Source organism: Microbacterium sp. NPDC055357 (assembly GCF_053644835.1).
The window spans coordinates 194,408-213,069 of record NZ_JBSHLZ010000006.1 but is presented as its reverse complement, the minus strand read 5'-3'; the positions used below and the strand labels follow the sequence as shown (position 1 = coordinate 213,069).

17 protein-coding genes and 1 tRNA gene are annotated in these 18,662 nt (G+C 68.8%); 7 read left to right on the top strand and 11 right to left on the bottom strand.

Annotated features, from left to right (window positions below; translation table 11 throughout):
- Nucleotides 1–59 precede the first annotated feature (59 nt).
- The 4 genes from ACWICD_RS10430 (at nt 60) to ACWICD_RS10415 (ending at nt 4,432) form a co-directional block, all read left to right on the top strand.
- Nucleotides 60–833 (top strand): Crp/Fnr family transcriptional regulator, encoded by a 774-nt coding sequence (locus ACWICD_RS10430; protein ID WP_454140100.1) that lies wholly within the window; start codon nt 60–62, stop codon nt 831–833.
- A 10-nt stretch (nt 834–843) separates the two neighbouring features.
- Nucleotides 844–2,784, top strand: a complete 1,941-nt coding sequence (locus ACWICD_RS10425) for a heavy metal translocating P-type ATPase (protein ID WP_454140099.1) — start codon at nt 844–846, stop codon at nt 2,782–2,784.
- Between the two features lie 2 nt (nt 2,785–2,786).
- Nucleotides 2,787–3,101: a hypothetical protein gene (locus tag ACWICD_RS10420; RefSeq protein ID WP_376128653.1), complete on the top strand. Its 315-nt coding sequence runs from the start codon at nt 2,787–2,789 to the stop codon at nt 3,099–3,101.
- A gap of 98 nt (nt 3,102–3,199) precedes the next feature.
- Nucleotides 3,200–4,432, top strand: coding sequence for a DUF222 domain-containing protein (locus ACWICD_RS10415; RefSeq protein ID WP_454140098.1), 1,233 nt, complete (start codon nt 3,200–3,202; stop codon nt 4,430–4,432).
- A 770-nt stretch (nt 4,433–5,202) separates the two neighbouring features.
- Here ACWICD_RS10415 and ACWICD_RS10410 read toward each other — a convergent pair.
- From ACWICD_RS10410 to ACWICD_RS10395, 4 genes are all read right to left on the bottom strand, one after another.
- Complete coding sequence (locus tag ACWICD_RS10410) at nt 5,203–5,781, bottom strand: isochorismatase family protein (RefSeq protein WP_454140097.1); 579 nt, start codon at nt 5,779–5,781, stop codon at nt 5,203–5,205.
- Nucleotides 5,778–8,084: an MMPL family transporter gene (locus ACWICD_RS10405; RefSeq protein WP_376128561.1), complete on the bottom strand. Its 2,307-nt coding sequence runs from the start codon at nt 8,082–8,084 to the stop codon at nt 5,778–5,780. Before ACWICD_RS10405 ends, ACWICD_RS10410 begins: the two co-directional genes overlap by 4 nt.
- A gap of 35 nt (nt 8,085–8,119) precedes the next feature.
- Nucleotides 8,120–8,515, bottom strand: coding sequence for a hypothetical protein (locus ACWICD_RS10400; protein WP_376128559.1), 396 nt, complete (start codon nt 8,513–8,515; stop codon nt 8,120–8,122).
- 84 nt (nt 8,516–8,599) lie between these two features.
- Nucleotides 8,600–8,672: transfer RNA gene (locus ACWICD_RS10395), tRNA-Thr, on the bottom strand.
- A gap of 216 nt (nt 8,673–8,888) precedes the next feature.
- Between ACWICD_RS10395 and ACWICD_RS10390 the strand changes: the two genes are divergently transcribed.
- The 3 genes from ACWICD_RS10390 (at nt 8,889) to ACWICD_RS10380 (ending at nt 11,553) form a co-directional block, all read left to right on the top strand.
- Complete coding sequence (locus tag ACWICD_RS10390; RefSeq protein ID WP_376128557.1) at nt 8,889–9,797, top strand: MetQ/NlpA family ABC transporter substrate-binding protein; 909 nt, start codon at nt 8,889–8,891, stop codon at nt 9,795–9,797.
- A gap of 66 nt (nt 9,798–9,863) precedes the next feature.
- Complete coding sequence (locus ACWICD_RS10385) at nt 9,864–10,901, top strand: methionine ABC transporter ATP-binding protein (protein WP_376128555.1); 1,038 nt, start codon at nt 9,864–9,866, stop codon at nt 10,899–10,901.
- Nucleotides 10,894–11,553: a methionine ABC transporter permease gene (locus ACWICD_RS10380; protein ID WP_376128553.1), complete on the top strand. Its 660-nt coding sequence runs from the start codon at nt 10,894–10,896 to the stop codon at nt 11,551–11,553. Before ACWICD_RS10385 ends, ACWICD_RS10380 begins: the two co-directional genes overlap by 8 nt.
- On the opposite strand, the gene ACWICD_RS10375 is transcribed toward ACWICD_RS10380, so the two are convergent.
- From ACWICD_RS10375 to ACWICD_RS10345, 7 genes are all read right to left on the bottom strand, one after another.
- Entirely contained in the window at nt 11,554–13,113 is a 1,560-nt protein-coding gene (locus tag ACWICD_RS10375) for an alpha/beta hydrolase (protein WP_376128551.1), read from the bottom strand.
- Nucleotides 13,110–14,276, bottom strand: coding sequence for a DNA polymerase III subunit delta' (locus ACWICD_RS10370; RefSeq protein ID WP_376128549.1), 1,167 nt, complete (start codon nt 14,274–14,276; stop codon nt 13,110–13,112). Before ACWICD_RS10370 ends, ACWICD_RS10375 begins: the two co-directional genes overlap by 4 nt.
- A 47-nt stretch (nt 14,277–14,323) precedes the next feature.
- Entirely contained in the window at nt 14,324–14,935 is a 612-nt protein-coding gene (gene tmk, locus ACWICD_RS10365; RefSeq protein ID WP_454140103.1) for a dTMP kinase, read from the bottom strand.
- 68 nt (nt 14,936–15,003) lie between these two features.
- Nucleotides 15,004–17,694 carry a type I DNA topoisomerase gene (gene topA, locus ACWICD_RS10360; RefSeq protein WP_376128547.1) on the bottom strand — a complete coding sequence of 897 codons (2,691 nt, stop codon included), beginning with the start codon at nt 17,692–17,694 and terminating at the stop codon, nt 15,004–15,006.
- Between the two features lie 68 nt (nt 17,695–17,762).
- Nucleotides 17,763–18,089, bottom strand: coding sequence for a helicase (locus ACWICD_RS10355; RefSeq protein WP_454140096.1), 327 nt, complete (start codon nt 18,087–18,089; stop codon nt 17,763–17,765).
- Entirely contained in the window at nt 18,089–18,424 is a 336-nt protein-coding gene (locus ACWICD_RS10350; protein WP_454140095.1) for a TadE family type IV pilus minor pilin, read from the bottom strand. Before ACWICD_RS10350 ends, ACWICD_RS10355 begins: the two co-directional genes overlap by 1 nt.
- The gene (locus tag ACWICD_RS10345; RefSeq protein WP_376128541.1) at nt 18,421–18,633 is read right to left on the bottom strand and encodes a DUF4244 domain-containing protein; all 213 of its coding nucleotides are present in this window, start codon (nt 18,631–18,633) and stop codon (nt 18,421–18,423) included. The genes ACWICD_RS10350 and ACWICD_RS10345 overlap by 4 nt, the downstream gene beginning before the upstream one ends.
- Between the last annotated feature and the right edge of the window lie 29 nt (nt 18,634–18,662).

The following is an 18,662-nucleotide window of genomic DNA, read 5'->3' as shown; positions in this document are numbered from 1 at the left end:
AGAGGAGGTCGCGATTCCCGAACTCACTGCGGCATAATCACAACAGCTGATCCCGCACGGTGTCGAGATTCTCCACCACTCAGCGGGACGTCACCCAGAAGGCGGATATGTCTGTGAATGGATCAACCGATGAGCATGAGGAACAGCCGGACCTCTGTGTGACGCGTGTCCCGCTGTTTCACGGGTTGACACATGCCCAGCAGGTGGAGGTCGCGGCTTTTGCACGCACGCTCCGACTGGATGCTGTCGAGCAGGCCTACGCGGCAGGTTCCGACGTGTCGCAGCTGATGGTCGTCCACACGGGTGAGGTCAAGATCTCCCGCACGAGTGCGGCGGGGCACGAGCAGGTGATTCGCGTGCTCGGTCCCGGGGAGTTCATCGGAGAATCGGCGTTCCTCACCGGAGCTTCGCCGGACCATTCAGCACAAGCGCTCGTGGGCACCGAACTCTGCGTCTTTCGTCATGCCGACCTCGGTCGCCTCGTCGAGAAGCATCCGAGTATCGGACTGCGGATGCTGCAGGGGGTGAGCAAGCGCTTGGATGACACGGAAGCACGGCTCGCATCCGTCATATCGGGGAATGTCGGTTCCCGCCTGGCGGACTACCTGCTGTCGCTACCTGCGAAGCCAGGGCCGCGAGGCACCATCGAGGTCACACTGCCCCTGGCGAAGAAGGACATCGCCTCGCTTCTGTCCACCACCCCGGAGTCGCTCAGCCGGCAGCTTCGCAGACTCACCGACGCCGGTGTGATCTCGCAGCAGGATCGGGGTCCGATCACGATCTCTGACGTGACGGCGCTCAGCGCACTGTCGACGCTCACGAAGAAGGACTGAGGGCGTTTCCGTGCCCGCACAGACCGTCAGCCCGCCCACCCGAGAATCGCCGCGTGCAGCTTCACTGACACTGGCGTTCCTGCGCAGTCGCAAGCTCATGATCTTCGTGATGATCGGATTGACCACCGGGGTGGTGCTCTGGGTGGCCGGCCTGACGACAGCGCTCGCCGTCACCGCCTACCTGGTGCTCGGCATCGTGATCGCCATCACTGCGGTCGACATGGTCCGCCATCTGATGCGCGGGCGATGGGGGCTCGACATCCTCGCGGTCATCGCCATGATCGCCACCCTTGCGGTGCAGGAGTATGTCGCGGGGCTCATCATCGCGTTGATGCTCACAGGAGGCGAAGCACTGGAAGACCTGGCCGCGCGCCGCGCAAGCCGTGAACTGGACCAGCTGCTGAACCGAGCCCCCGCGTTCGCAGGGCGAATCGACCCCCGCACCGGCGAAGTCGCACGCGTCGCGGTCGAAGAGGTCGAGGTCGGCGACGAGCTGCTGGTGCGCTCCTCGGAGATCCTCCCCGTTGACGGGGTGCTGTTGTCCGATCACGCCACGATCGATGAATCGTCGGTGACGGGTGAGCCGATCCCGGTGAGCTATCGCTCGGGGGACCCCGTGCTCTCAGGCACGGTGAACGGCACCGCGAGTTTCACGATGCGCGCGCAGAAGGTGGCGGCCGACTCGAACTACGCCTCGATCGTGCGACTGGTCGAAGAAGCCGTGGACTCCCGCGCGCCGATGGTGCGGCTCGCCGACCGGTACGCGGTCCCGTTCACCATCGTCTCGCTGCTCATCGCGGGCATCGCCTGGTTCCTCAGCGGGGACCCGGTGCGATTCGCCGAAGTGCTCGTGGTGGCGACACCGTGCCCGCTGCTCATCGCCACCCCGGTCGCATTCATGGGCGGCATGAGCTCGGCCGCAAAGCTGAACGTCATCATCAAAGACGGTGGAGTCCTAGAGGTGCTCGCCCGAGTCCGTTCGGCCGCGTTCGACAAGACCGGCACGCTGACGCAAGGCAATGCAGACGTGGTGGATATCCACCCGGCATCCCACACGGCGCGCGAGACGCTTCGGCTCGCAGCTGCCGCTGAGCAGTACTCCGTGCACGTGTTCGCTGACCCGATCGTGGCAGCGGCGAAAGCACAGCAGCTCGATCTGCCTGAAGTGGCGGACGCCGACGAGGTGGCGACGAACGGTGTGCTCGCTTCCCTGGCCGACGGCAGCGTGGTGCGCGTCGGGAAACCGGCGTTCATCGAGGAGGTCGCCGGGCCGGTCGTCCGCCCCACGCTGCAGGCCGGGGAGACCGCCGTGTACGTGTCGGTGGGAGCCGAACTGGCGGGGGTCATCATCTTGTCCGACCCGATTCGACCGCACGCGGCAGAGACCGTGTCTCGTCTTCGCGACGGCGGTGTGACAGAGATCGCGATGGTGACCGGCGATGTCGCGGCGACGGCGGAGTCCGTCGCTCATACGGTGGGCATCGACTCGGTTCACGCTGAGACGACGCCACAGACCAAGGTCGAGATCATCCAGGCCATGCGACCGCGGCCCGTGCTCATGGTCGGCGATGGGATCAATGATGCCCCCGTGCTGGCAGCCGCTGACGTGGGTATCGCCATGGCGGGCCGAGGGGCGACCGTCGCGAGCGAGTCAGCAGCGGCGGTGATCACCTCCAACGAGATCGCGCGCGTGGCGGACGTCGTCCATGTCTCACGCCGAACCGTGCACATCGCGTTGCAGTCGATCTGGATGGGCATCATCATCTCGGTCGGCCTGATGCTCGTTGCCGCATTCGGCTACCTGCCCGCGGTGGCAGGTGCCCTCCTGCAAGAGATCGTCGATCTCGTCGCGATCTTGTCGGCCCTGCGGGCACGGCGAGCACACAATGGGACGCAACGAGACCGTTCGGGCTCACGGCGCACAGCAGCACGTGCTGTGATGGACACGTGAACATGCCCCAGAACGCGCTCTCGCTGACCATCGTCGGCACCCCCGACTTCGGCAGCGAGATCCTGAAATCGTTGTACCGTCTCACGGGGCGTTCGACCGTCGAGCTGCGACGAGCGATCCGCGACGGCGAGCCGGTCTACACCGCCGCCCTGTTCGGCAACGACCACATCCACGTCGTGCCCCGGCTCGAGAAAGCCCTCGACTACCTGCAGGGACTCGGGGTGCCCTTCGCCGTGCACGAATGGGTCGACGGTGAGCGCGACGAGATCTCGATCGAGGTCATGCGGGAGATCATCGAAGCGGCCGGCGGCGAATAGTCGAGGGCTTCGACACGGCCCCCGGACGAACGCCCCGGATGCACCTGCCGCTTGGTTCGACGCAGACCGATGTCGGAGGTATGTTCTAGTGTTAGCGTATGGAAGATGAAGCCGAGCTCGTACATCTGGATCGGGTGGATCGGGTGGTCGAGGTCGATGGGATGGTCGCGGTGTTCACCGCGGAACGCTATGTGGTGATCGATCGGTTGCGGGTGGCGGCGATGTCGGATGCTGCGCAGTATGGTGCCGGTCTTGCCGGTGTCGCGGAGCGTTCGGTGCGTCTGGAACTGGCCGCGGCGTTGCGGATCACCGAGCATGCCGCCGAGCGCCTCATGGTCCGTGCCGATGCCCTGGTGCACCGGTACCCGGCCGCGTTGACCTCACTGGGTGCTGCCCGGATCAGCGAGCAGCATGCCGCGGTGCTGGTGGACCTGCTCGATCCCCTCGACCCTGTCCTGCGTGAGGCTCTCACCGCCCGCGCGGTCACCCTGGCCGAAACACAGCCGGTGGGGGTGTTTCGCCGCAAGCTTCGTGACCTCATCGAAACCGACCGGCACACCACGTTGACCGAACGGCACACGGTCGCGTTGCGGCAACGGCATGTGCGTGTGGAGACCGTTGATGACGGGATGGCGTGGTTGACCGCGTACCTTCCCGCCGTCGAGGCCCATGCCATCCACGGGCGGGTCACCGCGATCGCCAAGACCCTGGGCGGTGATAACGATGACCGGTCCCTGGATGAGCGCCGCGCCGATGCGCTGTGCGACCTCCTCATCGACGGGGACACCACCACCCACCCCGACAGTGCCCGCGGGATCCGGCCCACCGTCGTGGTGACCGTCCCGGCGTTGGCGCTGCTGGGCACCGGGGAGGACAGCGTCCCGGCGACCGTGGAGGGAATCGGGCCGATCCCGATCGAGCGGGCACGCGAACTGTGCGGGAGCGCGGACGGGTGGATGCGGGTCCTCACCCACCCCGAGACGGGCATGGTGCTCTCCGTCGGCCGCCGGCAATACCAGCCCCCGAAATCACTGCGGAAGCTGGCCGCCTGGCGAGCGGACCGCTGCATGGCCCCCGGATGCGGGATCCCCGCCTGGCGATGCCAGATCGACCACTCCATCGCTTGGGAACACGGCGGAACCACCGCCCTGACCAACCTCGCCCCCCTATGCACCGGCCACCACACCATCAAGCACCACGGCCGATGGGCCCTCACCCAAATGGACAACGGGACCATCGAGTGGACCTCACCCACCGGCCGAAAATACCTCGTCGAACCCGAACGACGCACCCCCACCTTCCACCCGAACAACGAACCCGCCCCCTTCTAACGCACGACCCCCGAGCCTGCCGAAGGGTCGGTCCCTGAGCCTGCCGAAGGGTCGGTCCCTGAGCCTGCCGAAGGGTCGGCCCCCGAGCCTGCCGAACGGCCGGTCCCCGAGCCCGCCGAAGGGCCGGTCCCTGAGCCTGCCGAAGGGTCGGTCCCTGAGCTTGCCGAACGGCCGGCCCTGGAGCGTAACGGAAGGCGGTCCCTGAGCGTGTCGAAGGGTCGGTCCCCGAGCCTGCCGAAGGGGCGGTCCCTGAGCCTGCCGAAGGGGCGGTCCCCGAGCCCTGCCGAAGGGTCGGTCCCCGAGCCTGCCGAAGGGTCGGTCCCCGAGCCTGCCGAAGGGCCGGTCCCCGAGCCTGCCGAACGGCCGGTCCCCGAGCCCGCCGAAGGGCCGGTCCCCGAGCCTGCCGAAGGGCCGGTCCCCGAGCCTGCCGAAGGGCCGGTCCCCGAGCCTGCCGAACGGCCGGTCCCCGAGCCCGCCGAAGGGTCGGCCCCTCAGCCTGCCGATGGCCGGTCCCTCAGCCTGCTGGACAGCCGTCCCCCGAGCCTGCCGAAGCGCCGGCCCCCGAGCCTGCCGAACGGCCCGTCCCCGAGCCTGCCGAACGACCGGTCCCTGAGCCTGCCGAAGGGTCGGTCCCCCGAGCCTGCCGAACGGACCGTCCCCGAGCCTGCCGAACGACCGGTCCCCCAGCCTGCCAAAGGCGGCCCCTGAACCTGTCGAGAGCTATCCCCGAGCCTCCCGAAGACCAGCGTCTGAGCGCGCCGGCCCGCGCGTCACGCGCCCGATTCGGCGAGCTCCGCCCCCGCGTGCGCAAGCTCCGCGAGCGCGGCTTCGGTCGATTCCGGCGCGACGCCCGCGACGAGATCGGTGAAGATCCGTACGCGGCGCCCGACGGCGATCGCGTCCAGCGCCGAGGCCCGCACGCAGTGATCCGTCGCGATCCCCGTGACATCCACCTCGAGCACACCGTGCTCCTCCAGCAACCGCGCAACGGTGTGGCCGTCCTCGGTCTCGCCCTCGAAAAGGCTGTAGGCCGGGCGGCCCTGCCCCTTCTTGACGTGGTGGGTGACAGCATCCGTCGTCAGCCCGGGGTGATAGTCCGCACCCGCCGTGCCCGCCACGCAGTGCACCGGCCACGAGTCGACGAAGTCGGGTTCGGCTCCGAAGTGACCCCCGTTGTCGTTGTCGGCATCGTGCCAATCGCGCGAGGCGACGATCAGGGCGTACTCCCCCGCGTGTGCGGCGAGATGTCGGGAGATGCCCTCGGCTACGGCGTCACCACCGGTCACGCCGAGGGCGCCTCCCTCCGTGAAGTCGTTCTGAACGTCGACGATGAACAGCGCCTTGCTCATGAGTCGAGCGTACGCCGGTACTCCTCGCGTGTCAGGGCATGCCCGTCATCGCCCACGAGTTCGTCACCCGCCTGCTCGGCATCGACCGACGCTGCTCCCGACCCGCCGACGCCCACGGGCTCCGGCTTGCGCGACAGCTTCGACGGCCACCAGATCGCCGGCCCGATGTCGTACGACAGGGCGGGCACGAGCAGCGAGCGCACGATGAAGGTGTCGATCAGCACACCGAATGCCACGATGAACGCGATCTGCGCGAGGAACAGGATCGGGATGACCCCGAGCGCCGCGAACGTCGCCGCGAGCACGAGCCCGGCTGAGGTGATGACGCCACCGGTCGCCACCAGCCCGCGCAGGATGCCTCGCCGTGTCCCATGCACGAGAGACTCCTCGCGCACCCTCGACATCAAGAAGATGTTGTAGTCGATCCCGAGGGCGACCAGGAACACGAATCCGAACAGCGGCACCGCCGGATCCGCGCCGGGGAAGTCGAAGATGCCGTTGAAGACGAGCGCACTGACACCCAGCGCCGTACCGAACGACAGCACCACCGTGGCCATGAGCAGCACGGGCGCCAGGATCGACCGCAGCAGCAGGATCAGGATCCCCAGCACGACCAACAGGATCACGGGGATGATGAGCGTCCGGTCGCGAATCGACGTGTCGTTCGTGTCGATGTCTGTCGCGGTCTCGCCTCCGACGACGGCGGCACCCTCTCCGAGCGCGTCGTTCAGCGCGACGCGGATCTCGCGGACGGTGTCTTCAGCCTCGACCGAGTCAGCCGAATCGGTGAGCGTCGCGATGATGAGCACATCGCCGCCGGCAATCGTCGGCTCCGGCACGGGCGTGCCGGGAGGGCCCGCCGCGGCGAAGACGACCTCGCCGTCCTCGAGCGAGACCGACGCCTGTCCGGTCGGCGAATCCTCCGACGCCGCCGAGACCGAGTCGATGCCCGCGTTGTCTTCGAGCAGTCCGATCACTTCGGCGAGGTCGCCGTCGGGCGCGATGACGTATACGGGGCTCCCCGATCCTGCCGGGAAGTGCTCTGCGAGCGCGACCTGACCGTCTCGAGCCTGCGACTCACCCAGCACGAGGTCGCTCGAGGCGACGCCGTCGGCCTTGAGCTGCGTCAGGCCGAAAGCACCGGCGAGCAACACGAGCGTCGACACGATCCACACGATCCGCGCATGGCGAGCGACGAAGCGCGCCTGACGCGGCCAGATCCCCTTGACGGGCTTGCTGAGATCGTCGGGAACCATCACGAGAGCCTCCTTCGGCGCGAACGGCCAGAAGGCCGCTCGACCGATGAGCGCGAGCAAGGCGGGAAGGAACGTGAGCGCGGACAGCATCGAGAACGCGATGCCGATCGAGGCGATCGGACCGAGCGCGCGGTTCGTGGCGAGGTCGGACAGCAACAGGCACATGAGCCCGGCGATGACCGTTCCACCCGAAGCGAGGATCGGCTCCCAGGCGCCGCGCCAGGCACGGATCGTGGCATCCCATCGCTTCGCACCCTCGGCAACGGCTTCTCGATACCTCGCGACGTAGAGCAGCGCATAGTCCGTGGCCGCGCCGATCACGAGGATGAACAGAATGCCCTGCACCTGGCCGTTCAGCACGACGATGCCGGCGAACGCGAGCCACCACACCGTGAGCAGCGCGACGCACAGCGCGAACACGCTCGTCAAGAGCACGACGACCGGAAGCAGCGGCGAACGGTAGACGATGATGAGGATGATGAAGACGGCGATGAGCGCCACCGCGAGCAGCAGTCCGTCGATGCCGAGGAAGCCCTCGACGAGGTCGGCGGTGAAGCCGGCCGGCCCGGTCACCCATCCTTCGAGGCCGTCGGGCAGGCCCTCGGCCAGGACCGCGCGCATCTCGGCGACGGTCTCACCGATGTCGGCGGACGAGTCGATCGGCACGAAGATCTGCGCAGCATCCCCGTCTTCGGAGGGGATCGGCGGCGAGATCTCGTCCTGCACGCCGCTGAGCGCGGCGATGTCGTCGGCGAGCGTCTGCAGATCGGCGAACTGGTCGTCGGTGAGCGCCTCGTTCGACTCGACGATCACGACGGCCGGGATGGTGTCCCCGCCCAGGAACTCCGAGAGGCGCTCGTTGACCTGCGTAGCATCGGCGCTGCTGGGAAGGAAGCTGGACCGGTCGTTCGTGGAGACTTCGTCGACCTTGCCGAAGTAGGGACCGCCTATCGCCCCACCGACGGTCCAGAGAAGGACGAGAAGCACCGGAATACCGATGCGGAGCCAACGTGACGGAGAGAATTTCGCATGATGGGGCGAAGACATATAGCTAGCTTATCTAGCAAAATGCCGACGCGTGTTCACCGGGACATCAAAAAGACGATGGATGCCGCCGTCGCGACCACGCCGAGGGCGAAGAACCCGACCGTGAGCCATCCCAGAAACCGCACCGTGGGCGACCCTTTCGTGAGGCGCACCCGGTCATCACTGCCGACACGAACGTAGACCTCTGCCGTGTCGCGGCCGTCGAGCGCGACCTGCTGGTCGGGGGTCAGCCACGCGTGTCCGACTCGTCCGCTGCTGCCGAACCATCGAGCACTCCGCTGACCCTGCTCGTCGGCGAGGACGACCTGAGTGAGTGACCACGAGCCGTCGGCGAGCCAGACGACGAGGGTCGCAAGAGCCAGCACGACCGCTGCCCCGAAGCCGACCCACGTGAAGATCTCGGCGATGGCATCTATCGCGCGCTCGTTCACGATCTCAGGCTAGTGGAGCACTCCGAACGACGACGAAGGCCCTCGACCCCGTGTTCCCACCGGATCGAGGGCCTTCGCTCTCGGAGCCACCTAAGGGAATCGAACCCTTGACCTATTCATTACGAGTGAATCGCTCTGCCGTCTGAGCTAAGGTGGCGCGTGCTTCGCGTACGCGATGCACGATCAACAATCCTACAGGGTCGTCGAGCTCCTCGCGGACACGGCCCGCATGACGGCGTGTTACGACGGAATCGGATGCCGCGACCCGGCGGACGTACAGTCGGAGGCGTTCCGCGGTGAGGCGAGCGCGGTAACGGCTCCGCGCTTGCGGTCAGCACGCCCCCGCGGCGCCTGACACCAAGGAGCCACTCGCATGTCCAACAGATTCGTCACCGCGGCCGCACTCGCCCTTCCGATCGCGCTGCTGCTCACAGCCTGCGCATCCGGCACGTCCGACACCGCCGACGCGGGCTCCGGCACCGCCACCGAGGACGGCGGCGTCGTGCGCATCGGCGTCGTGGGTGCCGGCGACCCGTACTGGCAGACATACGCCGAAGCGGCCGCCGCGGAGGGCATCGAGGTCGAGATCGTCGACTTCACCGAGTACACGCAGCCGAACCCGGCCCTGTCGGCCGGTGAGCTGGACCTCAACCAGTTCCAGCACATCGTCTATCTCGCCACCTACAACGTCAACGCGGACGACGACCTCCAGCCCATCGGTGCGACCGCGATCTATCCCCTCGGGCTCTACTCGACGCAGTACGACTCCGTCGCCGACATCCCCGAGGGCTCGACCGTCATCGTGCCCGACGACGAGAGCAACCAGGCCCGCGGCCTGCTCGTGCTGCAGTCGGCCGGCCTCATCGAGCTCAAGGGCGGCGGGTCGATCTTCTCGACGGTCGCCGACGTCGAGCCCGACTCGAAGGTCGTCGTCGAAGCACTCGATGCCGCCCTCACGCCCACGTCGCTCCCCGATGTCGCCGCCGCGATCGTGAACAACGACTTCGTCGAAGACGCGGGGCTGCAGTTCTCGGATGCGATCGCGCAGGACGACCCGGCCGACCCGAACGCCCTGCCCTACGTCAACGTCTTCGCGGCGCGCGCGGCCGACGTCGACAACCCGACCTACCTCAAGCTCGTCGAGATCTACCAGAACACCCAGGCGGTCCTCGACGGCGTGCAGGAGGCATCGGGGAACACCGCCGTGCTGCTGAAGACGCCTCTCGCAGACCTCGCCGAATCGCTCGTCACGGTCGAGGAAGACATCCGCGCCAACCAGTGACCTTCCCGCGTGTGCGGCCCGTTCTCGGACGGGCCGCACACGCGCGCCGTCCACGAGGAAAAGCCCATGACGCTCATCCGACTCACGCAGGTCTCGAAGACCTTTCCCGCCGCCGCCAAGAACGCACCGCCGGTGGCCGCCGTCGACGGTGTAGACCTCGAGATCGCGGCGGGCGAAGTGTGCGGAATCGTCGGCTACTCGGGCGCGGGCAAGAGCACCGTGCTGCGCCTCGTGAACGCCCTCGAGACCCCGACGTCGGGCACGGTCGAGATCGACGGACGCGACATCACGCGCCTCCGCGAGCGGGAGCTGCGCGACCTGCGCGGCGACATCGGGATGATCTTCCAGCAGTTCAACCTCTTCGACTCGCGCACGGTGGCCGGGAACGTGGCGTACCCGCTCGAGATCGCCCGCCGTCCCCGGGGCGAGATCGCGGCGCGCGTCGCCGAGATGCTCGACTTCGTCGGACTCTCCGACAAGGCGCGCAATCACCCCGAGCAGCTCTCGGGCGGACAGCGCCAGCGCGTGGGCATCGCCCGAGCGCTCGCGACGAGCCCGCGCATCCTGCTCGCTGACGAAGCCACCAGCGCGCTGGACCCCGACACGACGGCCGAAGTGCTCGACCTGCTCGGCCGGGTCAACCGCGAACTCGGAGTCACGATCCTCGTCATCACGCACGAGATGGACGTCATCCGCACTCTCGCCGACCGCGTCATCGTCATGGAACGCGGGCGCATCATCGAACAGGGCGAGGTCTTCGACGTGCTGTCGGCACCGCAGCACGCGGCCACGCGACGCTTCGTGTCGAGCATCATCGACGACGTACCCCGCGGAGACCAGTTGCAGACGCTGCGTCAGCGCCACCCGGGCAGGATCGTGACGTTCACGATCCGCGACGGCGACGTCACGCAGTCCGACGTCTTCGCCGCCCTGGCCGCGCACGGCGTGCGCTTCGAACTCATCCACGGCGGCATCAACGACATCAGGGGCCGCGTGTTCGGACACCTCACCCTGACCCTCACGGGGGAACAGGACGCCGTCGAACGGGCGATCGCCGCGGCATCCGCCTTCGCACCGCTGATCGAGGAGGACGTCCGTGGATAGGCTCATCGAACTGCTGCCGCAGTTGTGGTCTGCGACGGCCGAGACGCTCTACATGGTGACGCTGAGCCTCGTCTTCGGCGGCATCGCGGGGCTCCTCCTGGGCCTCGCGCTGTACGCGACGCGCGCGGGAAGCCTCTTCCCGAATCGGGCGGTGTTCGGCGTGCTCAACGTCGTCGTGAACACATTCCGCCCGATCCCGTTCATCATCCTGCTCGCCGCCGTGCAGCCCCTCGCGCGCGGCCTGGGCATCCGCGGGATCGGCATCGAATTCGGCGTCTTCGCGATCTCGCTCGCGTCGATGTTCGCGATCGGCCGCATCGTCGAGCAGAACCTCGTCACGGTGCGCCCCGGTGTCATCGAGGCCGCACGCGCCGCGGGCGCGAGCAGATCCCGCATCCTCTTCCGCCTCGTGCCGCGCGAAGCGCTCGGCCCGCTCATCCTCGGCTACACGTTCATCGTCGTCGCGCTGGTCGACATGACCGCGATGGCGGGCGTCGTCGCCGCCGGCGGGCTCGGCCAGTTCGCGATCGTGAACGGGTTCCGCCAGTTCAACCCGTGGGTGACCTGGGCCGCCGTCGTCGTCATCGTCGTCATCGTGCAGGGCGTGCAGTTCCTCGGCAACGCCCTCGCGCGCCGCGTGCTGCGGCGCTGACTACTCGCAGCGCACGTCGGACGCCGGCACCGTGCCGTCGAGGAAGTACGCCAGAACGGCATCGTCCACGCACGCGCTGCCCTTGTTGAAGCCCGTGTGCCCCTCGCCGACGCGCGTGATGAGTACGCCCGACGACAGCTGCTCGGCCAGCGACACCGACCACTCGTACGGAGTCGCCGGATCGTTGGTCGTGCCGATCACGAGGATGGGCGCGGCGCCCTCGGCCGCAATCGGTTCGCGCACGCCCGTCGGGGCATACGGCCACGTGGCGCACGGGTCCGGACCCGACCAGTACGGCGCGATGGTCGGTGCATCCGCCGCGATGCGGGCCTTCGAGGCGTCCGCCTCGGCCTCGGTCGTGTCATCGGGATAGTCCATGCAGTTGTACGTCGAGAACGCCTCGGTCTGGTTGTCCAGATACTCCCCGGCCTCGCGGTTGTAGTAGAAGTCCGCGAGCAGGAACGCCGTCTGCGCGTCACCCTCGAGCGCAGCCGTGAGCGCCTGCGTCAGGAACGGCCACGAATCGGCGGAGTACAGCGCGGCGATGATCGCCGTCATGAGCGAATCCGCGCCGAGCATGCGACCGTCGGCGTTCTCGATCGGCCGCCGGTCGGCGCTCGCCAGCAGCGTTCCGAGATCTGTCATCGCCTCATCCAGCGTCCCCCGGAACGGGCAGTCCCCGCCCTCCAGGCAGTCGGCCATGTAGGCCCGCAGCGCCGATTCGAAACCGAGAGCCTGCGTCGTCGAGACGTCGAGACCCGACACCGCCGGGTCGATCGCTCCGTCGAGCACGAGTCGCCCGACCCGGTCGGGGAACAGCTTCGCGTACGTCGCACCGAGGAACGTGCCGTACGAATAGCCGAGGTAGTTGAGAGTGCGATCGCCGAGGACCGCGCGCAGCAGATCCATGTCGCGCGCCGAATTGTCGGTCGTGATGAACTCGAGGATGCCGTCGCTGTTGGCCTCGCACGCGTCGGCGAAGCGCGCGTTGGACTGCGCCAGAGCTGCCTCCCACTCGGCCGATCCGCGCGCGCCCGGCGTGATGCCGAACAGGTACTCGTCCATCTCGGACGCATCGAAGCACGTCACGGCGGTGGACTCCCCCACGCCGCGCGGGTCGAACCCGATGACGTCGTACGCCGCCGCCAGGTCGTTGCCGACCGCGTAGGACACCGCGTCGCGCACGAGCGCGACACCGCTCGCCCCGGGACCGCCCGGATTCGTCAGGAGCGACCCGAGGGGCTCGTCGCCGCCCGTCGCACGCTGGCGGATGACGGACAGCTCGATCTCGGCAGCCTCGGGGTTCTGCCAGTCCAGCGGCGCCGTCACCGTCGTGCAGTCCAGCGCCCCGCCGCAGTCGGTCCACGTCAGCGTCTGCTCATAGAACGGCAGCAGTTCGGGGGCGATGCCCTGCGTGTCCGGCGACAGGCTCGTCGTGGGGCGGGCTCCCTGCTCGGGGATCGCGCTGTACAGACAGCCCGACAGAGCGAGGGATGCCGCGACCACGACGGAGACGACGGTCAGGGCTCGACGGAGGCGGGCGGGGGCGGTGCGGGTCACGGGGTCCTTCCGCTCGCGACGGTCACGAGCATGCTCTCGAGGGCGAGGGCGGGGGCGACGTTCTGTTGGAGATTGCGGCGCGTCTCGGAGATCCGGTCGAGCACGACGAGCGTCCGCTCGATCGACCACGCCCGGGCGAGCGCGTGCAGGTCGTCGACGAGTTCACGGTTGACGAGGTCGTCGGTGCGCGCGTACTGGATCATGAGCACGTCGCGGAAGAGCGACTGCAGATCGGTGAGCACCCGATCGATGCCGTCGCGGAGGCTCCGCGTCGCGCGGCGCTTCTGCTCGTCCTCGAGCGCCGACAGCTGCGCGCGCACGGCCGGGGGCACGCTCGCGCCCGGCGCGATGCCGAGCGTGCGTCGCAACCCCTCGCGCTCGGCCTCATCGCGCTCGACCGTGAGCGCCTTGGCGTCGTCGGTCGCGAGCTGCACGACGCGGCCGGCCACCTCGACGGCGTCGCCGACCCCGCGCACCGCGAGCACGGACCGCAGCGTCTCGTCGCGCCGCTCGCGCGCGGCAGCATCCGTCGCCAGGCGCTGCGCCATGCCGATGTGCCGTTGCGCGTGGCGGGCCGACTGCTCGGCGAGCTCCGCGTCGGCGCCCGTGCGCTGGGCGATGAGCCGCGCGACGTCGGCGATGTCGGGGTCGCGCAGACGCAGCGTGCGCACGCGCGAGCGGATGGTGGGAAGCAGGTCGGCATCGCTCGGCGCGCACAGCACCCAGACAGTGCGCTCGGGCGGCTCTTCGAGGGCCTTCAGCAGCACGTTCGACGTGCGCTCGGCCATCCGATCGGCATCCTCCATCACGATGACGCGATACCGGCCGAGCGACGGCGCGAAGTACGAGCGCTCGACGAGCGCACGGGCGTCTTTGATCGAGATGATGACGCCCTCGGTGCGCAGCGTCGTCAGGTCGGGATGCGTTCCCGCAAGCACCTGCCGCATGGCCTGCTCGTCGCCCGGCTCGGCGATGAGCGCCGCCGCGAAGGCGTACGCGAGCGTCGAACGCCCCGAGCCCGGCGGACCCGTGATGAGCCACGCGTGGGTCATGTCGGCCGGATCGGATGCCGCCGCTCGCAGCGCCGCGAGGGCATCATCCTGGCCCCACACCGCGCCCCAGGGGACATCGCTCGCGGCGGTCGCGATCGCCGTGGCATCCATGCAGTCAGCCTAACCGGGGGTTCCGACGGGACTCGTCCGGACAACGCTCACGCGAGCAGCGCCTCGACGCGGTCACGGACGAACCGCGCGATCTCGTCGGGGGCGAGAGCCGCATCGACGACGAGGAAGCGCTCGGGTTCGGCCGCCGCGAGGGCGAGGAACTCCTCGCGCACGCGGGCGTGGAAGGCGTGCTTCTCGGCTTCGAGCCGATCGAAGGGCTTGTCGTCGGCGACGAGTCGCGCCCGGGCGACCTCGGGATCGAGGTCGAGCAGCACCGTGAGATCGGGCAGCAGACCCCCCGTCGCCCACAGCGAAAGGTCGCGCACCTCGTCGCGGCCGAGCACCCTGCCGGCGCCCTGATACGCGACCGACGAGTCGAGGTAGCGGTCCTGGATGACGACGTCGCCACGATCCAGCGCGGGACGAACGAGCGTCTCGATGTGATGCGCGCGGTCGGCGGCGTACAGCAGCGCCTCGGCGCGGGGCGCGATCTCGCCCCGGTGGTGCAGGACGATGTCGCGCACGAGCACGCCCACCTCGGTCCCGCCCGGTTCGCGTGTGCGCACGACAGTGCTGCCGCGCTGCGCGAGCCATTCCTCCAGCAGCGCCGCCTGCGTCGACTTGCCGACGCCGTCACCGCCCTCGAGCGTGACGAACAGGCCCCATGCGGTCGGTCCCGGTCCCGGTCCCGGAGCCGCGCCCCCCGGTCCCTGAGCTTGCCGAAGGCTCACTTCTTCTTCGCCGGGGCCTTGCGCGTCGTCGTCTTGCGCTTCGGCGCGGGGCCCTTCGCGCGCTTGTCCGCGATCATCTGCACCGCGATCTCGTACGTGATGTCGTCGGGCATCTGACCACGCGGAATCGTCACGTTCGTCTCACCGTCGGTGACGTACGCGCCGAACCGGCCGTCGCGGATGCGGATCGGCTTGCCGCTGACCGGATCGTTCTCGAACTCCTTGAGGGCGCTCGAGGCGCGACGCGCACCGTACTTCGGCTGCGCGTAGATCGCCAGAGCCTGCTCGAGCGTCATGTCGAAGATGAGCTCCTCGCTGTCGATCGTGCGCGAGTCGGTGCCCTTCTTGAGGTACGGGCCGTACGGACCGTTCTGCGCCGTGATGACGTCGCCCGACTCGGGATCGGTGCCGACGACGCGCGGCAGCGCGAGCAGCTGGAGCGCCGTGTCGAGCTCGATCGTCTCGGGAGACATCGACTTGAACAGCGACGCGCGGCGCGGCTTGGGCGCGGCATCCTTCTTGGTCGTCTTCTTCTTCGGAGCCGTGACCTCGCCCGTCGCCTCATCGACGGCGACCTCGGGCTCGGGGATCTCCTCCTCGAGGTACGGACCGAAGCGGCCGTCCTTGACGACGATGAGCCGGCCGTTCTCGGGATTCTCGCCGAGCACGCGGTTGCCCGCGACGGGAGCGTCGATGAGCTCCTGCGCCTTCTCGGGTGTCAACTCGTCGGGGGCGAGGTCGTCGGGCAGGTTGACCCGGCGCGGATCGGCCTCGGGGTTCTCGGGGTCGATCACATCGAGGTACGGCCCGTAGCGGCCGAACCGCACGGTTGCGGCATCCGTGATCTTCGTCGCATTCAGCTCACGCGCGTCGATCTCGCCGAGGTTGTCGATGATCTTGCGCAGGCCCGTGTGGGACTCCGAGCCGAAGTAGAACGAGTGCAGCCACTCCGCCCGCTTCTGCTCACCGCGCGCGATCGCGTCGAGGTCGTCTTCGAGCGCCGCCGTGAAGTCGTAGTCGACGAGGTCGGCGAAGTGCTGCTCGAGCAGACGCACGATGCTGAACGCGAGCCAGCTGGGCACGAGAGCCTGGCCGCGCTTGGTGACGTAGCCGCGGTCGAGGATGACATCGATGATGCTCGCGAACGTCGAGGGGCGACCGATGCCCTTCTCTTCGAGCGCCTTGACGAGGCTCGCCTCGGTGTAGCGCGGCTTGGGGCTCGTCGCGTGGCCCTTGGGCTCGACGTCCTTCAGCCGCAGCGTGTCACCGACCGCCATGACGGGCAGCGATTGGTCGTCGGCCTTGTGGGCGTCGGCGCGCTTCTCGTCGCGCCCCTCTTCATACGCCTCGAGGAAGCCCTTGAACGTGTAGACGGTGCCCGACGCCGTGAACTCGGCCTGCTCGCCCGCGGCGTCGACCGTGAGCGTCACGGTCGTCGTCTCGTACTTCGCGTCAGCCATCTGGCTGGCCATCGTGCGCTTCCAGATGAGGTCGTACAGGCGCTGCTCATCGCGATCGAGCTGCGCGGACACCGACGACGGCGTGCGGAAGTCATCGCCCGAGGGACGGATCGCCTCGTGCGCCTCCTGCGCGTTCTTGCTCTTGCTGCGGTAGACGCGCGGGTTCAGCGGCACGGCCTTCTCGCCATACAGGGCGACGGCCTGCGCGCGCGCAGCCTGCACGGCCTGCGCGCCGAGCGCCGTCGAGTCGGTGCGCATATAGGTGATGAAGCCCTTTTCGTACAGGCGCTGCGCGACGCTCATGGCGTGCTTCGCGCTCATCGAGAGCTTGCGACCGGCTTCCTGCTGCATCGTCGAGGTCGTGAAGGGGGGCTTGGGGCTGCGCGTTCCCGGCTTGGCTTCGAGGTTCGACACGGATGCCGCACCCACAGCGGCCACGGCTTCGGCGAGCGAACGGGCGCGGGCCTCGTCGAGGACGACGACGGCCTTCTTCAGCTCACCCCGGTCGTCGAAGTCGGTGCCGCGCGCCAGCGCCGCACCACCGAGGCGGGCCAGACGCGTCGTGAACGACGCCCCCTGCGGCTCGTTGATGGCGGCGAGCGCCTCGAGGTCCCAGTACGAGGCCGAGATGAACGCCATGCGCTCGCGCTCCCGGTCGACGACCAGACGCGTCGCGGCGGACTGGACCCGGCCGGCCGAGGTTCCCTGGCCGACCTTGCGACGGGTGACGTCGGAGACATCCCAGCCGTAGAGGCGGTCGAGGATGCGGCGCGTCTCCTGCGCGTCGACGAGCGCGACATCGAGTTCGCGCGTGTTGTCGACGGCTGCGCGGATGGCATCCTTCGTGATCTCGTGGAAGACCATGCGCTTGACGGGAACCTTGGGCTTGAGCGTCTCGAGCAGATGCCACGCGATGGCTTCGCCCTCGCGGTCCTCATCGGTGGCGAGCAGGAGCTCGTCGGCGCCCTTCAGAGCGCGCTTGAGTTCGGCGACGGTCTTCTTGCCGCGCTCGGACTCCACATAGAAAGGGGTGAACCCGTTCTCGATGTCGATCGAGTACTTGCCGACCGACGTCTTCTTGAGTTCGGCCGGAATGGCTTTGCGATCCGCCAGATCGCGGATGTGCCCTACCGAGCTGAGCACCTCATAATCGTCGCCGAGGTATCCCTGGATCGACCGCATCTTGGTCGGGGACTCGACGATGACGAGCTTCTTGCCTTGTGCCAATGCAGCCGTCCTTTCTACGTCGCACACCATACACGCCGCAATACCCAGTGCACGCTGGGAGCCGCGCGTCACGGGCTCTGGGAAGGAGGCCCCGCGCGCGCCGCGGCGGTGCCGGTGAACACGCCGAAGCGCCCCGTGACCGACACCGTCGCGATGAGCCCGTCGACATCGCACGTCGCCAGCGTCGCGCCGCCGAGAGCCGCGAGCTGCGCGGCCCGTTCGCACGGAACACCCGCCGCAGCACCGGATGCCGCATCCGCAGCCGCGAGCGCCGCGGCATCCGCCGCACCCGCCAGGCGCTGCCCGAACACCGCAGCTCCCCCGGCCGCGGCGAGCCCCGTCGCGAGCAGCGCGACGGCCGCGACGACCCCGACGACGGCGGGGACCGCCGCCATCAGCGACCGCCCGCCAGGGCGCAGCCCGTCGCCGTCAGCGTGAGGGCGAGCAGGGCGGGCGCCGTCGCCGTGACGCAGACGACATCACCGTCCTGGTGCACGGCGACCCCCGCACCCGGCACCGCCGACGCGACGGCCGACGTCGCGCGCGAGGCGGGGTCGCCGCGCGCGAGGATCCGCGCGGCGTCGGCGGCGGCATCCTGCAGTCGCACGTGCCGCGACGCGGCACCCAGGGCGCCCGCCGCGAGCAGCAGCACGAGCACGATCGCCGGAAGCGCGACGGCGAACTCGGCCGCGACCGCGCCCGTGTCGTCACGGATCGCGCGCGCCCTCATGCCACGGTCAGCGCACGTCGCACGAGATCGGTCAGGATGCCGCGGACTTCGTCGCTGCGCATGATGACGACGAGCAGTCCTGCGAACGCGACGGCGGCCATCGTCGCGATCGCATACTCCGCGGTCGCCGCGCCCGTGTCGTCGGCGAAGAGCCGCGCGGCACGACGGCGGGTGAGGCGGGGCGGACGGGCGATTCGGGTGGAGGTCATGACGACTCTGCTTTCTCGAGGCGGACGGT